Below are 15,919 nucleotides of genomic sequence, written 5' to 3'. Positions count from 1 at the left end.
GGTCTCATACTCTTTTAAAATTTATTTTTTAGCTTGATAAGCTGGTAAGAAAGTTTCCATCAAGAAGGAAGTGTCATAATCTCCAGCAATTACGCGACTATCTGAAATCAAATCCAATTGAAAATTAGCATTAGTCTCCACACCTTCAATTTCCAGTTCATAGAGTGCGCGCTGCATCTTCATCAGTGCATCAAAACGATTTTCACCATGAACAATGATTTTAGCAATCATACTATCATAGTAAGGTGGAATAGTATAGCCTGGATAAACTGCCGAATCTACTCTCAAGCCTACACCACCACTAGGAAGATAAAGATTTTTTATCTTACCTGGACTAGGTGCAAAATTAAAAGCTGGATTTTCTGCATTGATTCGACATTCAATAGCATGCCCACGTAGGACGATGTCTTCTTGTTTGACAGCCAGAGGCTGACCTGCCGCGATACGGATTTGTTCCTTAACTATATCGACGCCTGAAACGAATTCTGTGACAGGATGTTCTACTTGGACACGAGTATTCATCTCCATAAAGTAGAATTTCCCACTCGCTTCATCCAAGAGAAATTCAATGGTTCCAGCATTTTCATAGCCAACAGACTCTGCAGCACGGATCGCTGCAGCACCAATTTCATTACGAAGTGTCTTACCAATCGCAATAGAAGGGCTTTCTTCTAAAACCTTTTGGTTATTACGTTGTAGCGAACAATCACGCTCACCTAAGTGGATAACATGACCCTCTTGGTCAGCTAAAATCTGAACTTCAATATGGCGAGCGGGATATATGACACGTTCTAGGTACATGGCACCATTACCAAAGTTAGCCTTAGCTTCGCTAGAAGCTGTCTCAAAGGCCGCAACTAGATCATCTGCCTTTTCTACCTTACGTATCCCTTTTCCGCCTCCACCTGCTGATGCCTTGAGCATAACTGGATAGCCAATCTTCTCAGCAATTTCTAGTGTTTCTTCTGCAGTATGGACTTCACCATCTGAACCAGGAATGACGGGTACCTTGGCCTTAATCATTTGAGCACGGGCGTTAATTTTATCCCCCATGACATCCATTACACGAGCCGAAGGACCAATAAATTTGATACCGACTTCTTCACACATAGTTGCAAATTTGGAATTTTCACTTAAAAAACCAAATCCAGGGTGAATAGCTTCTGCCTCAGTTAAAACTGCAGCAGATAAAATAGCATTAATATTTAGATAAGACTCTGTTGCCTTACCAGGGCCGATACAGATTGCCTCATCAGCCAAAAGTGTGTGCAGAGCTTCTTTATCAGCAGTCGAATAAACAGCAACTGTAGCAATACCTAATTCTCTTGCCGCTCGAATAATTCGAACTGCGATTTCTCCACGATTAGCAATTAAAATCTTTCGAAACATGGATAACCTCCTAGTTTCCAATTGCAAAGGTTAGGGTTCCACTTGCTGCTAGCTTACCATCTACTTCTGCCTTCGCTTCTACTACGGCGATTGTACCACGACGTTTGACAAATGTAGCGGTCATGACTAATTGATCACCAGGTACAACTTGCTTCTTAAATTTGACCTTATCCATACCCGCATAGAAGACGAGTTTCCCTTTGTTCTCAGGTTTTGATAATTCTAAAACGCCTGCTGTTTGTGCCAAGGCTTCCATGATCAGTACACCTGGCATCACAGGGTAAGCTGGGAAGTGTCCGTTGAAGAAAGGCTCATTGATGCTCACATTCTTGATAGCAACAATGGTGTCTTCACTGACTTCTAAAACACGATCCACTAAGAGCATGGGATATCGGTGTGGCAAAGCTTCTTTAATTCCTTGAATATCAATCATTTGATACGTACCAAGCCTTTCCCGAATTCTACCATTTCTTCATTTGTAACAAGAATCTCAGTTACAATTCCATCCTTAGGTGCTGGAATTTCATTCATGACCTTCATGGCTTCGATGATGACCAAGGTTTGGCCTTTTTTAACAGTATCTCCAACACTCACAAAGTATGGTTTATCTGGTCCAGCAGCCAAGTAAACAACTCCGACAAGGGGACTCTCTACAAGATCACCTTCAGCTTCTTGATACTCAACTGTTGATTCTATTTGAGTTTCTTCTGCTATTGGTGTTGAACTAGTAGCAACAGATTCTATTGATTGTTCTTTGGCAATCGCTTCAATCGACTGATGGGAATGAACTGTTTGAACTGGCTGCGCAAATTCTGAAACGATTCTTGTTTCATTCTTGCTAAACTGCAATTCCTCAGCCCCATTTTTATAAGATAATTCTCTCAGACTTGATTGATTAAACTGCGCCATCAAATCTTTGATTTCGTTTAAATTCATCTTTACTTATTCTCCCAACGTTTGAATGCAAGGACTGCATTGTGTCCACCAAATCCAAAAGTATTTGAAATAGCATATGGAATCTCACGTTCCAAACCTTGCCCAAAGATAACATTTGCTTCAATATAGTCAGATAATTCTGTTGTTCCTGCAGTCATTGGTACATAACTATTACGCATCGCTTCAATCGTAGCAATAGCTTCGACAGCACCAGCTGCTCCTAGCAAGTGACCTGTAAATGATTTGGTTGAAGACACTGGAACTTCTTTTCCTAAAACAGCTACAATAGCGCCGCTTTCGCCTTTTTCATTAGCTGGAGTTGAGGTACCATGAGCGTTGACATAACCAACCTGGTCAGGACTGATTCCTGCTTCTTCTAAGGCAAGTTTGATAGCCTTGATAGCTCCCTTACCTTCTGGATGAGGTGCTGTCATATGATAAGCATCACAGGTATTCCCGTAACCAACAACTTCTGCCAAGATAGTTGCTCCACGCTTCTCAGCATGTTCTAAACTTTCTAATACTAGCATACCTGAACCTTCACCCATGACAAATCCATTACGATCCTTATCAAATGGGATAGAAGCACGAGTTGGATCTTCAGTAGTTGATAAAGCTGTCAATACTTGGAATCCAGCGATCGCAAAAGGAGTAATAGAGGCTTCTGATCCTCCAACCAACATGATGTCTTGGAAACCAAATTTAATAGAACGAAAGGCATCGCCGATTGCATCGTTTGATGAAGCACAGGCTGTATTGATTGATTTACAAATTCCATTGGCACCAAAGCGCATAGCTACATTTCCTGCAGCCATATTTGGCAAGGCTTTGGGAAGTGTTAATGGTTTAACACGTTTTGGCCCTTTTTCGTGAAGTCGAAGGACTTGGTCTTCGATTTCTCTGATTCCACCGATACCTGATGCAACGATGACACCAAAGCGGTCTTTATCAAGTGCTTCTACGTCAAGGTTAGCATGGTCAACTGCTTCTTGAGCAGCATACAAGGCATACAAAGAATAATCATCGAAACGATTGGTATCTTTTTTTACAAAATATTTGTCAAAAGGAAAATCATTAATCTCTGCTGCATTATGGACGTCAAAAGCACTGTGATCAAACTTGGTAATCTTATCAATCCCGATCTTACCAATTTTTAGACTATTCCAAAATTCTTCTGGTGTATTGCCAATCGGAGATGTTAATCCGTAACCAGTTACCACTACTCTATTTAATTTCATTATTTCACCTCTACTTTAACGATTATTGCATGGTTAGTCCACCATCAATAGCAATGACTTGTCCTGTTAGATAATCTTGACTTGCAAGAAAGACTGCCACATCTGCAACTTGTTCTGCTTGACCAAACTGTTTCATTGGAATTTGTGCCAACATTGCATCCTTGACCTTATCGCTTAAAACAGCTGTCATATCTGACTCAATCATACCTGGTGCAATGGCGTTTACCCGAACATTACGTCCAGCAACTTCACGCGCTACAGACTTGGTAAATCCAATTAATCCTGCCTTAGAAGCGGCATAGTTTGCTTGACCAACATTCCCCATCAGTCCAACAACACTGGACATGTTGATGATGGCACCTTCTCGAGCTTTAATCATCTGTTTCAAAACAGATTGGGTCATATTGAAGGCTCCCGTCAGGTTAACTTTTAACACTCGTTCAAAGTCCTCTTCTGTCATCTTTAGCATGATTGTATCTTGGGTGATACCTGCATTATTGACCAAAATATCGACTGATCCTAATTCTTCAATTGCTTGGTCAACCATTCTCTTAGCATCGGTATAGTCTGATACGTCTCCAGAGATAGCAAGAACCTTAACACAGTATGATTTAAAACTAGCTAAGAGCTCCTCGGAGATTTGACCACGGCTATTCAAGACTATATTGGCACCCAAGCTGGCAAATTTATGAGCAATTGCTAGTCCGATTCCACGGCTTGAGCCTGTAATAAAGACATTTTTATTTTCTAGTTTCATTTTTCTCCTTTCAGAACTTCAACTATCTCAGTTAGTTATTAATAAGTGTTTCTAAACTTGCTTGATCTTCCACATTAGCTAAATCAGCCGTTCGATCAATTTTTTTAACAAAGCCTGACAAGACTTTTCCTGGGCCAATTTCGATAAATCGCGTCACTCCAGCTTCTTTCATAAGAGCAATACTCTCATAAAAACGAACCGGTTCCTTCACCTGACGTGTCAAAAGTTCAGCTATTCTATCTTTTTCCATAATCTTAGCTTCTGTATTACCAACTAAAGGACAATTAAAATCATTAAACTGAACCTCTGTTAATACCTCAGCTAATTTTTGACTAGCAGATTCAAGCAGGGCGGTATGGAAAGGTCCAGATACATTAAGTGGGAGGATGCGTTTGGCACCTGCTTCTTTTAAAAGTTCTACAGCGCGGTCTACCGCAGCAACTTCACCACCGATAACAATTTGGCTTGGTGTATTGTAGTTGGCTGGAGTTACTACTCCAAATTCTGATGCTTTTTGACAAGCTTCTTCAATTACATCGACTGGAGTATTGAGAACTGCAACCATTTTGCCTGAACCTGCAGGTGCAGCTTCTTCCATATAAGCTCCCCGCTTGGCAACTAAGGCAATAGCCCCTTCAAAATCTAAGGCTCCACTTGCTACTAGGGCAGAATATTCCCCTAGGGATAAGCCTGCCACCATATCAGCCTCATAGCCTTTTTCTTGTAAGAGGCGATAGATAGCTACCGACGTCGCAAGGATAGCAGGTTGTGTGTAGCGTGTTTGGTTTAACTTACTTTCTTCATGATCAATGATTTCACGAAGATCATAGCCCAATAGCTGACTGGCTTGGTCAATGGTTGCTTTGACGATGGGATATTTGTCATAGAGGTCTCGTCCCATTCCTAGATACTGGGCTCCTTGACCTGCAAATAGAAAGGCTGTTTTAGTCATTTTTGGTAACTCCTGCCCAACGAGAGGCTTCTTCTTGAATTTTCTTAGCGGCACCGTAGTAAAGGTCTTTTAGGATTTCTTCGACCGTTTCTTCCTTAGAAACAAGTCCAGCGATCTGTCCAGCCATTACTGAACCACTGTTCACATCTCCATGAACAACTGCTCTAGCTAGAGCACCTGCTCCCATTTGTTCAAAAACTTCTAAATCTGGATTTTCTTGTTTGAAGGCATCTTTTTCAGCCTGTTCAAAATCCCTTGTTAATTGGTTTTTAATGGCACGGACCGCATGCCCAAAATGTTGGGCAGAAACAGTTGTGTCAATATCACGAGCCTTGAGGATTTTTTCTTTATAGTTTGGATGGGCATTGGATTCTTTAGCAACTACAAAACGAGTTCCTACTTGGACAGCTTCTGCCCCCAGCATGAATGCTGCCGCAACACCTTCACCATCTGCAATTCCCCCAGCGATAATAACTGGAATTGAAACCGCAGCTGCAACCTGACGACCCAAGGTCATGGTGGTCAACTTACCTATATGCCCTCCAGCTTCCATTCCTTCAGCAATGACAGCATCCGCACCAATTTTCTCCATGCGTTTTGCCAAGGCAACACTTGGGACGACTGGAATCACTGTAATTCCTGCTTCGTGGAAACGAGACATGTACTTACTTGGATTTCCAGCACCAGTAGTGACTACTTTTACACCTTCTTCAATGACTAAGTCCACAATGTCATCTACAAATGGAGACAAGAGCATGATATTGACCCCAAAAGGTTTATCAGTCAATGATTTAATCTTATCGATATTAGCCTTAACGACTTCCTTGGGAGCATTTCCTCCTCCGATAATCCCTAGACCACCAGCCTTGGAAACAGCTCCAGCCAAGTCACCATCAGCAACCCAGGCCATTCCTCCTTGGAAAATAGGATAATCAATATTTAATAATTCTGTAATACGAGTTTTCATAGTGCCTCCAATTATATTGCTCAGCTAATAGTTTGATGTATCTATATTTTGAATATCAAACTATTAGCTAAACAAGAGGGAGCGGGTCTCCCCTACTCCTTCTCCATTTATTCTAATTATTTTGTTTTAGCTTCAACGTAAGCAACCAAGTCGCCAACTGTTTTTAAGCTATCTTCTGCTTCGATTTGGATGTCAAAAGCATCTTCGATTTCTGAGATAACTTGGAACAAGTCCAATGAATCTGCATCCAAATCATCAAAAGTAGATTCAAGTGTTACTTCTGATGCATCTTTCCCAAGTTCTTCAACGATAATTTCTTGTACTTTTTCAAATACTGCCATGATAGACTCCTTTAAAATATATAGTTTTTATAAAAATGTGATGACCACATGATTACCTAAAGTTTAACAATGACTGTGCCCCAGGTCAAGCCTCCGCCGAAGCCTGTCATGAGAATCTTTTGGCTTCCATCCAAATGAATAAAGCCTTTTTCAACACAATCAGAAAGTAAAATCGGGATACTAGCCGCGCTAGTATTGCCATAACTCATAATATTAGCGGGGATTTTATCGCGATTAACACCAAGCTTTTTAGCCATCTTGTCTAAGATTCGTATGTTAGCCTGATGAAGTAATAGATAGTCTAACTCATCTACTGATAAAGGGCTAGACTCAATGGTATTTTGGATAGATTTGGCAACATCTCGAGTTGCAAAATCAAAGACTGCCCTACCGTCCATTTTCAAGATGCTCTCGGTCTTTTCCTCAATAGAAAAAGGAGAGGTCAAGGGAGTTTTCCCAAAGGCCAAACAGTCACCACGGGAACCATCACTGTGTAGGCTCTCTGCTAGAAAATGCTGACTTTCAGATCTTTCTAGCAAAACACCACCTGCACCATCTCCAAAAAGAACTGCTGTGGAACGGTCTGTCCAATCTACTGATTTTGATAAGGTTTCAGCACCAATTACAATTCCTCTTTGATAACTACCTGAAGAAATGAACTTTTCTGCGACAGATAAGGCAAAGATAAAGCCACTACAGGCAGCTGTTAAGTCAAAAGCAAATGCCTTAAATGCTCCAATATTGGCTTGAACCCGAGCTGCTGTAGACGGCATAAGTGAGTCGGGTGTTACTGTTGCAACTATGATAAAATCTATTTGATCTGCCGTTAAACCAGCTCTATTGAGGAGACTCTTAGCAACTTCTGTTGCGAAATCACTCGTGAACTCTGTTTTTGAAATGTGTCGCTCTTTTATACCTGTACGACTTGATATCCATTCATCACTCGTATCCATTACCAGAGCCAAATCGTTATTAGTAATTACTTGCTCTGGAACATAATGAGCAACTTGGCTTATTTTTGCAAAAGCCATTATTTCAAATCCTCCAAAAATTGATACAGATTAGTCAATCCCTTGCCCATGACATCTATCTCTTCCGGACTCATGCCTTCGATAATTCTTTCAATCATAGCCTTGTGGAAACGTTTATGTAAACGATGCACGAGACGACCTTTCTTGGTCAAATTCAGATGTACAACTCGACGATCCTGGTCTGAACGAACTCTTTCGATATAACCTTTTCGCTCCAAGTTATTTAGACTCGTAGTCACTGTCCCAAGTGTCACCATCAACTCTTTAGACACATGACTAGGTGTTACACCCGGATACTTCCCAATCACGTCAATCGTATGCATTTCCTTTATAGAAATATCTTTAAATTGACTACCTCTGAGGCTCACTTCTTCAATTACTAGAACGTTATTGAAGATAGATGTTAAATATTCATTTATTTTTTGATAATCCAATTCTTCCCCTCCTTAACTATAAAAAGTTTTATAATCAAAACATTTGATAAGGAAAGTATAACAAATTTTATTGAATTATGCAAGTTTTATTTTCCGATAAATTGGGGGCGCCTTCTTTCCGAGTGGGCCAGAACTCCTTCTTTAAAGTCTTCCGTATAGGCCAAAGATTTTTGCAATTCAAGTTCTAATTTAGCATAATTAGACCACTCCTTAAATTCACTTTCCCAGACCAATTTTTTAATGGCTGTATAGGAATTGCTAGAACCTCGTCTTAACTTCTTCAACAATTGATTTCTAGTTTTTTCTAATTGATCACTAGGGCACAAACGATAAATCGCACCAGCTTCAAAAGCCTTCTCAGCTGTAAAAGCCTCACCAGTCATAGCCAGCTGGGTTGCACGAGTTACACCTAAAGACCTTGTTAGTAAGAACAAACCGCCTGCATCCGGTGCTAATCCAACACCAACAAAGGCTTGAATAAATTTTGCTTTATCAGTTGCAATACAGAAATCAACAGCTAAGGCCATGTTGGCTGCTGCTCCTGCAACTGCCCCGTCCACTTCCATTAGGACTGGCTTTAGAACTTGCTTTATCTTAAATGAAATAGTATTAACCAACTCAGCAATTTTGCCCAAAGAAGCAATATCATCCTCATCGACAGCACGCTTCATTTCTACCAAATCACCGCCAACAGAGAAAACTTTGCCTGCCGCATTGATTAAGATATACGAAACAGCTGCGTCCTTGTCAGCCAATTCCAAAGCTTCTAGAATTTCCTCGCACATAGGAATGTGAAAACCATTTGCGACTTCTGGACGATTGAGAGTTATGATTGCTAAATCGTCTTGAACTTGATAGAGAATATGTTCCATAGCCACTCCTTTTTGATTACTAAGTCAATTAAATTGTTTGATTTTAAAATTATATCTTTTTATGACTTTTTCTACAAGAGAAAAATCGACTGAAATTGTATCAGCCGATTTTAAATATTATATTTTTCCTTACTAGCACTCTTTATTTTCCAGATTGAAAAAAGCCCCTCTTTCTGCTATAATCGTATAAAATACTTACTTTAGGAGTTCTTATGAAGGTTGTAAAATTTGGTGGAAGTTCACTTGCCTCTGCTAGTCAGTTAGAAAAAGTTTTAAATATTGTAAAGAGCGATCCTGAACGACGTTTTGTAGTTGTTTCTGCTCCAGGAAAACGCGATTCTGAAGATACAAAGGTAACAGATGCCTTAATTAAATACTACCGTGACTATGTTGCTGGAAATGATATTAGTAAAAGTCAAAACTGGATTATCGAACGCTATGCTGCCATGGTCAGTGAATTAAAACTCAAACCAACAGTTCTAGAAAAAATCTCAAAAAGTATCCGTGCCCTCGCAACTCTTCCTATAGAAGATAATGAATTTCTTTACGATACCTTCCTTGCTGCTGGGGAAAATAATAATGCTAAGTTAATTGCGGCTTACTTCAACCAAAACGGTTTGGAAGCTCGCTATGTACATCCAAGAGAAGCTGGAATTGTCGTTACTAGTGAGCCAGGAAATGCTCGTATCATTCCATCAAGCTATGACAAAATTGAAGAGCTTAATAACTGCTCAGAAGTCCTCGTTATTCCAGGTTTCTTTGGAGTCACTAAGGAAGACCAAATCTGTACCTTCTCTCGTGGTGGTTCAGATATTACTGGTTCTATCATCGCTGCAGGTGTCAAAGCTGACCTCTATGAGAACTTCACAGATGTCGATGGAATCTTTGCTGCCCATCCTGGTATCATCCACCAACCGCACTCGATTCCAGAATTAACCTACCGTGAGATGCGTGAGTTAGCCTATGCAGGTTTTTCTGTCCTTCACGATGAAGCCCTTCTCCCTGCCTATCGCGGAAAAATTCCTTTAGTTATCAAAAATACCAACAACCCTGACCATCCAGGTACTCGCATCGTCCTTCAACACAGCGATGATAAATTCCCTGTTGTTGGTATTGCTAGTGACGCTGGTTTTGTCAGCATCAATATGTCCAAATACCTTATGAACCGTGAGGTTGGTTTTGGTCGTAAGGCTCTCCAAATCCTTGAAGACCTAAATATTGGTTGGGAACATATGCCAACAGGGATCGATGACCTTTCTATCATCCTACGTGAGCGCGAGCTTACACCAATCAAGGAAGAAGAAATCCTTCGTCAACTTGTTCAAAAAGCTGAAGTTGACCACGCTGAAATTGAACATGGCCTCTCTATCATCATGATTGTAGGAGAAAAAATGAAGAGCCATATCGGAGTTACAGCGACAGCTACACGTGCCTTGTCTGAAAATAATATCAACATTCAAATGATGTCTCAAGGTTCTAGTGAAGTTTCTATCATGTTCGTTGTCCACAAAGACCAAGAAAAAGCGGCTCTTAAGGCTCTCTACCAAGCCTTTTTCGGTGAAAGTAAGGAAGACTAATTATGGTACAATCTCTCAATAAAGTCGTTGACTTACAAACCACTGGAACTTCTTACCTCTCTATACAAGGAAAAGTTGGAAAATTCCTGGTAGGAGACCAAGCCTTGGAGTTTTACTCGGATCGCAATATTGAGGATTATATTCAAATCCCATGGTCTAGCGTTAATCAAATCGGAGCCAATGTTTCAGGCCGTAAGGTTAGTCGTCATTTTGAAGTTTTTACAGACCAAGGAAAATTCCTCTTTGCCTCAAAAGACTCCGGAAAAATTCTTAAAATTGCTCGGGAAAAAATCGGAAATGAAAAGGTTGTGAAGCTTCCAACCTTAGTCCAAATCATTGGATGTAAAATCAAAAATCTATTTGCAAAAAAATAGAAAGTTTAGTATAATCATAGAAACGGATAAGTAGGTTATCCTCTTCTTCCAGAAAGTCTGCGGATGCTGCGAGCAGATAGAAGAGATAGGTGAAATTCTACCGTTGTTTTAAATCAAATACAGAATCAAGTGCACACCTGTGAAGTTGGATGGAACCGCGGCTCTGCCGCTCCAACGCTTTGTCAGGTGTGCTTTTTCATAAAGGAGTTTATATGCTAGATATCAAACGTATTCGTACAGACTTTGATGCTGTCGCAGAAAAATTGGCTACACGTGGTGTAGACGCTGCTATCTTGAACGAGATGAAAGAAATCGATGCTAAACGTCGTGACATCTTAGTCAAGGTTGAAACCCTCAAGGCAGAGCGTAACACGGTTTCTGCTGAAATTGCTCAAGCTAAGCGCAACAAGGAAAATGCCGATGATAAGATTGCTGCCATGCAAACCCTATCTGCCGAAGTCAAAGCACTCGATGCAGAATTAGCTGAAATCGATGCTAAATTGACAGAATTTACCACTACTCTTCCAAACATCCCAGCTGACAGTGTTCCAATTGGTGCTGATGAAGATGATAATGTAGAAGTTCGCCGTTGGGGAACTCCTCGCGAGTTTGACTTTGAACCAAAAGCCCACTGGGATCTCGGAGAAGACCTTGGTATTCTTGACTGGGAACGTGGTGGAAAAGTCACTGGAGCTCGTTTCCTCTTCTATAAAGGCCTCGGAGCTCGTTTGGAACGTGCCATCTACAACTTTATGCTAGATGAGCATGGTAAGGAAGGTTATACTGAAGTCATCACGCCTTACATGGTTAACCATGATTCTATGTTTGGTACTGGCCAATATCCAAAATTCAAGGAAGATACTTTTGAGATCAGCGATACCAACTATGTCCTCATTCCTACAGCTGAAGTACCTTTGACTAACTACTACCGTGATGAAATTCTTGACGGAAAAGACTTGCCAATCTACTTTACTGCTATGAGTCCATCATTCCGTTCTGAAGCTGGTTCTGCTGGTCGCGATACTCGCGGCTTGATTCGTTTGCACCAATTCCACAAGGTAGAAATGGTGAAATTTGCTAAACCTGAAGAATCATACGAAGAACTAGAAAAGATGACAGCCAACGCTGAAAACATCCTTCAAAAACTCAACTTGCCATACCGTGTCGTGGCTCTTTCTACAGGAGATATGGGCTTCTCAGCTGCCAAGACTTACGACTTGGAAGTTTGGATCCCAGCACAAAATACCTACCGTGAAATCTCAAGCTGTTCAAATACAGAAGATTTCCAAGCACGTCGTGCCCAAATCCGCTACCGTGACGAAGCCGATGGTAAGGTTAAACTTCTCCACACCTTGAACGGTTCTGGACTTGCTGTTGGACGTACCGTTGCTGCTATTCTTGAAAACTATCAAAACGAAGATGGTTCTGTCACTATTCCTGAAGTCCTTCGTCCATACATGGGTGGAGCTGAAGTTATCAAACCATAACAATTTCAGATAAAAAAAGAGGAAGCTGTGCTCCCTCTTTTTAAGTGATTCAAAAGAAACAGGTAGAAATCATGATTTCTACCTGTTTTTATTTATTAGTAACCACCCATCATTGAAGGATCCATAGCTGGAGCTGGTGCTACCGGTTCTGGTTTGTTAGCCACAACTGCTTCTGTTGTCAAGATAAGACTTGCTACTGAAGCTGCGTTTTGAAGGGCTGAACGGCTAACCTTAACAGGATCGATAATACCTGCTTCAATCATGTTCACCCATTCACCTGTTGCAGCGTTAAAGCCTGTACCAGCTTCTGCATTTTTCAAACGATCGATAACGATTGAACCTTCATAGCCTGCATTGTAGGCAATTTGGCGAACTGGTTCTTCCAAGGCACGAAGCACAATGCTACGTCCTGTTGCTTCATCACCTGTCAATTCTAAAGCTTCAACAGCTGGAATGACATTCACTAAGGCAGTACCACCACCTGCAACAATACCTTCTTCCACTGCTGCACGGGTAGCGTTAAGGGCATCTTCGATGCGGAGTTTCATTTCTTTCAATTCAGTTTCAGTTGCAGCACCGACCTTGATAACTGCTACTCCACCTGATAATTTAGCCAAGCGTTCTTGGAGTTTTTCACGGTCGAATTCTGAAGTTGTTGTTTCGATTTGAGACTTGATGACAGCTACACGGTTAGCAATCGCTTCAGGATTTCCTGCACCTTCAACAATGACTGTGCTATCTTTATCTACAGACACTTTAGCTGCTTGACCTAAAGCTTCGATGGTAGCATCTTTCAACTCAAGCCCAAGATCTTCAGTAATAACGGTACCACCTGTCAAGATGGCGATATCTTCAAGCATAGCTTTACGTCGGTCACCAAATCCTGGTGCCTTAACAGCAACTACGTTGAAAGTACCACGAATCTTGTTCAAAACAAGGGTTGGCAGAGCTTCACCATCAACATCATCTGCAATAATCAAGAGCGGACGACTACTTTGAAGAATACTTTCTAGAAGTGGCAAGATTTCTTGGATATTTGAAATCTTCTTGTCAGTGATTAAAATGTATGGATTTTCAAGGTCTGCAACCATTTTTTCATTATCTGTCACCATGTATTGTGATAGATACCCACGGTCAAATTGCATTCCTTCTACGACTTCAAGCTCGGTTTCCATACCACGTGATTCTTCAATAGTGATAACTCCATCTTTACCAACTTTTTCCATAGCTTCAGAGATGTATTCACCAACTTTTTCAGAGCGAGATGATACAGCAGCGACTTGAGCGATGGCTTCTTTATTAGCAACAGGGATAGCCGTATTCTTCAAAGCTTCTACGGCTGCAGCGACCGCAGCTTCAATCCCACGACGAATACCAATTGGATTTGCGCCAGCAGTAACGTTTTTAATTCCTTCACGAACGATAGCCTGAGTCAATACTGTTGCAGTAGTTGTCCCGTCACCTGCAATATCATTGGTTTTAGAAGCTACTTCTGATACCAATTTGGCACCCATATTTTCAAAATGGTCTTCCAATTCGATTTCTTTAGCGATTGTAACCCCGTCGTTGGTAATCAATGGAGAACCAAATGATTTTTCAAGCACAACGTTACGACCTTTAGGTCCCAAAGTTACTTTAACAGTGTCTGCTAAGATATCAACACCGCGAACCATAGCTGAACGAGCGTCTGATGAAAATTTAATGTCTTTTGCCATACTTACTTTCTCCTTCTATTCTTCAACGATTGCCAAGATACTAGCTTCACCCACGATGAGGTATTTTTCATCCCCATCTTTGACATCAATACCTGCATGAGCTTCCACTAAAACTTGATCTCCAACCTTTACACTAGGAGCAACCAAATCACCGTTCAAGGTACGAACACCTTGTCCAGTAGCCACTACTGTAGCTGTTTTAGTTTCTTCTTGAGCTGATTTTGCGAGGACAAAGCCTCCAACAGTTGCTTCTTTTTCTTCAATTTTCAAGACCACACGGTCGCCTAATGGTTTCAACATTTGTCTTCCTCCATAATACAATCATATTGTTAGCACTCTTTGTATATGAGTGCTAAACCATAGTTCTATTGTATCACTTGGTCAAAAATAGTCAAGAAAAAAGTCTGATTTATAGCATAAAAAAGAGAGTGGGACAGAAATCGGTAATTCGTTAGAATTCGATTTCGTCGTCCCACCTCCGCACAGTTGAGTAGGGCTGTAAAAGCTGATGAAATCAGCGTAGTAGAGCCCATTCAACCACTGCGTCTTGCTCGACAACCCAAAGACAATTGAGAGGCTAGGACTTTTGTCCCAGCCTCCTATCATTTTAAAAGGGAAGTTCCTCCTCTTCCAAAACCAGATCTGCTAAGTCTTGACCAGCATTATTTTCACGCATAGCACGTTGGGCGCGACTTTCCAAAAGTTGAAATCCTGTAGCGAGAACTTCGGTCACATAGTTGGTCTGACCATTCTTCTCAAACTTACGAGTACGAAGCTCCCCATCGACAGAAATGAGACTGCCTTTAGTCGCGTAGCTAGCCAAGGTTTCAGCCAATTTCCCCCAGACAACAATATTGATGAAGTCCGCTTCACGTTCCCCATTTTGGTCCTTAAAACGACGGTTAATAGCAATCGTCGCACGAGCTACAGACTTATCATTGTTGGTTTTGTGCAATTCGGGTGTAGACGTCAAGCGTCCAATCATAATCACTTTATTATACATTTTTCATCCTCCTACTTATCTATTCGAAGGAAATCAAAAAAAGTTACAACATTTGTAACTTTTTTAATAATAATATTAATCTCTGTGAATCGTAAATCCAGTAGCTTGTTGATTGGCCATGATGGTCATATCTGTGATTTGCACACGACGAGGTTGACTGGTCACATAAACCACTGCATCAGCGATATCTTGTGCCTGTAAGGCTTCAAGCCCCTGGTAAACAGTCGCAGCCCGTGCCTCATCTCCATGGAAACGGACTTTTGAAAAATCAGTTTCTACAATACCAGGTTGAATAGTGGTCACCTTGATATCTGTAGCAATGTTATCAATCCTTAAGCCATCCGAAAAGGTTTTAACTGCAGCCTTGGTTGCTGAATAGACTGCTGCACCCGCATAGGCATAAATACCTGCGGTTGAACCCATGTTAATGATATGACCTTGATTGGCAGCTACCATGGAAGGCAAGAAACACCGCGTAACCGCCATCAATCCCTTGACATTGGTATCTAGCATGGTCAACATATCCAACTCCTCATAGTCCTGATATGGAGCTAAGCCTAAAGCAAGTCCAGCGTTATTAACTAAAACATCAATCGAACCTACTGCTTCAAGAATATCTGAACAAACCGTTTTAACCATTGTCATATCGGTTACATCTAGCGGAAAGGTCCAAACATTTTGATTCGGAAAGGCTTCTGCAAACTCTGCTTTTAGAGCTTCAAGTCTTTCTGTTCGACGTCCTGTGAGTACAACATTCTCACCTTTCTCTAGATAGGCACGCGCAATTGCTTCACCAATACCTGATGTTGCACCTGTAATGACTACATTTTTTGCCATCTTATTTCC

General features: G+C 41.1%; 18 protein-coding genes. 3 read left to right on the top strand and 15 right to left on the bottom strand.

The window, feature by feature from the left end:
• Positions 1–21 precede the first annotated feature (21 nt).
• From accC to QM941_RS00325, 11 genes are all read right to left on the bottom strand, one after another.
• On the bottom strand, positions 22–1,389 hold the full coding sequence (gene accC, locus QM941_RS00375) for an acetyl-CoA carboxylase biotin carboxylase subunit (protein WP_414337577.1): 1,368 nt from the start codon (positions 1,387–1,389) through the stop codon (positions 22–24).
• A gap of 10 nt (positions 1,390–1,399) precedes the next feature.
• A complete protein-coding gene (gene fabZ, locus QM941_RS00370) occupies positions 1,400–1,822 on the bottom strand; it encodes a 3-hydroxyacyl-ACP dehydratase FabZ (protein ID WP_075566399.1) in 423 nt (140 codons plus the stop codon).
• The gene (locus QM941_RS00365; protein WP_414338855.1) at positions 1,819–2,298 is read right to left on the bottom strand and encodes an acetyl-CoA carboxylase biotin carboxyl carrier protein; all 480 of its coding nucleotides are present in this window, start codon (positions 2,296–2,298) and stop codon (positions 1,819–1,821) included. The genes fabZ and QM941_RS00365 overlap by 4 nt, the downstream gene beginning before the upstream one ends.
• A gap of 29 nt (positions 2,299–2,327) precedes the next feature.
• Positions 2,328–3,563: a beta-ketoacyl-ACP synthase II gene (gene fabF / locus QM941_RS00360; protein ID WP_414337574.1), complete on the bottom strand. Its 1,236-nt coding sequence runs from the start codon at positions 3,561–3,563 to the stop codon at positions 2,328–2,330.
• Between the two features lie 22 nt (positions 3,564–3,585).
• Positions 3,586–4,320 (bottom strand): 3-oxoacyl-[acyl-carrier-protein] reductase, encoded by a 735-nt coding sequence (fabG, locus tag QM941_RS00355; protein WP_414337572.1) that lies wholly within the window; start codon positions 4,318–4,320, stop codon positions 3,586–3,588.
• 31 nt (positions 4,321–4,351) lie between these two features.
• On the bottom strand, positions 4,352–5,272 hold the full coding sequence (fabD, locus tag QM941_RS00350) for an ACP S-malonyltransferase (RefSeq protein ID WP_414337570.1): 921 nt from the start codon (positions 5,270–5,272) through the stop codon (positions 4,352–4,354).
• Entirely contained in the window at positions 5,265–6,239 is a 975-nt protein-coding gene (gene fabK / locus QM941_RS00345; RefSeq protein ID WP_414337567.1) for an enoyl-[acyl-carrier-protein] reductase FabK, read from the bottom strand. The genes fabD and fabK overlap by 8 nt, the downstream gene beginning before the upstream one ends.
• Before the next feature lie 116 nt (positions 6,240–6,355).
• A complete protein-coding gene (locus QM941_RS00340; RefSeq protein ID WP_414337565.1) occupies positions 6,356–6,580 on the bottom strand; it encodes an acyl carrier protein in 225 nt (74 codons plus the stop codon).
• A 56-nt stretch (positions 6,581–6,636) separates the two neighbouring features.
• Positions 6,637–7,611 (bottom strand): beta-ketoacyl-ACP synthase III, encoded by a 975-nt coding sequence (locus tag QM941_RS00335; RefSeq protein ID WP_414337562.1) that lies wholly within the window; start codon positions 7,609–7,611, stop codon positions 6,637–6,639.
• The gene (locus QM941_RS00330) at positions 7,611–8,045 is read right to left on the bottom strand and encodes a MarR family winged helix-turn-helix transcriptional regulator (protein WP_414337560.1); all 435 of its coding nucleotides are present in this window, start codon (positions 8,043–8,045) and stop codon (positions 7,611–7,613) included. Before QM941_RS00330 ends, QM941_RS00335 begins: the two co-directional genes overlap by 1 nt.
• Before the next feature lie 86 nt (positions 8,046–8,131).
• The gene (locus QM941_RS00325) at positions 8,132–8,917 is read right to left on the bottom strand and encodes an enoyl-CoA hydratase (protein ID WP_414337558.1); all 786 of its coding nucleotides are present in this window, start codon (positions 8,915–8,917) and stop codon (positions 8,132–8,134) included.
• A gap of 212 nt (positions 8,918–9,129) precedes the next feature.
• On the opposite strand from QM941_RS00325, the gene QM941_RS00320 reads away from it, so the two are divergent.
• The 3 genes from QM941_RS00320 to serS all read left to right on the top strand — a co-directional run bounded on the left by QM941_RS00320 (position 9,130) and on the right by serS (position 12,355).
• Positions 9,130–10,494 (top strand): aspartate kinase, encoded by a 1,365-nt coding sequence (locus QM941_RS00320; RefSeq protein WP_414337555.1) that lies wholly within the window; start codon positions 9,130–9,132, stop codon positions 10,492–10,494.
• A gap of 2 nt (positions 10,495–10,496) precedes the next feature.
• Complete coding sequence (locus QM941_RS00315; protein ID WP_414337553.1) at positions 10,497–10,868, top strand: DUF956 family protein; 372 nt, start codon at positions 10,497–10,499, stop codon at positions 10,866–10,868.
• 212 nt (positions 10,869–11,080) lie between these two features.
• Positions 11,081–12,355 carry a serine--tRNA ligase gene (serS, locus tag QM941_RS00310; protein ID WP_036756896.1) on the top strand — a complete coding sequence of 425 codons (1,275 nt, stop codon included), beginning with the start codon at positions 11,081–11,083 and terminating at the stop codon, positions 12,353–12,355.
• Positions 12,356–12,450: 95 nt separating this feature from the next.
• Here the strand turns inward: serS and groL are convergent, their stop codons facing one another.
• From groL to QM941_RS00290, 4 genes are all read right to left on the bottom strand, one after another.
• Complete coding sequence (gene groL / locus QM941_RS00305; RefSeq protein ID WP_414337550.1) at positions 12,451–14,070, bottom strand: chaperonin GroEL; 1,620 nt, start codon at positions 14,068–14,070, stop codon at positions 12,451–12,453.
• A gap of 15 nt (positions 14,071–14,085) precedes the next feature.
• Entirely contained in the window at positions 14,086–14,370 is a 285-nt protein-coding gene (gene groES / locus QM941_RS00300) for a co-chaperone GroES (protein ID WP_414337548.1), read from the bottom strand.
• Positions 14,371–14,677: 307 nt separating this feature from the next.
• Positions 14,678–15,073, bottom strand: a complete 396-nt coding sequence (locus QM941_RS00295) for a single-stranded DNA-binding protein (RefSeq protein ID WP_006144984.1) — start codon at positions 15,071–15,073, stop codon at positions 14,678–14,680.
• Between the two features lie 75 nt (positions 15,074–15,148).
• Positions 15,149–15,910 (bottom strand): SDR family NAD(P)-dependent oxidoreductase, encoded by a 762-nt coding sequence (locus QM941_RS00290; protein ID WP_414337545.1) that lies wholly within the window; start codon positions 15,908–15,910, stop codon positions 15,149–15,151.
• Positions 15,911–15,919: the final 9 nt, after the last annotated feature.

This window comes from Streptococcus timonensis (assembly GCF_047460355.1).
Lineage (GTDB): Bacteria > Bacillota > Bacilli > Lactobacillales > Streptococcaceae > Streptococcus > Streptococcus timonensis_A.
This window is presented reverse-complemented; position numbering and strand designations above follow the sequence as displayed.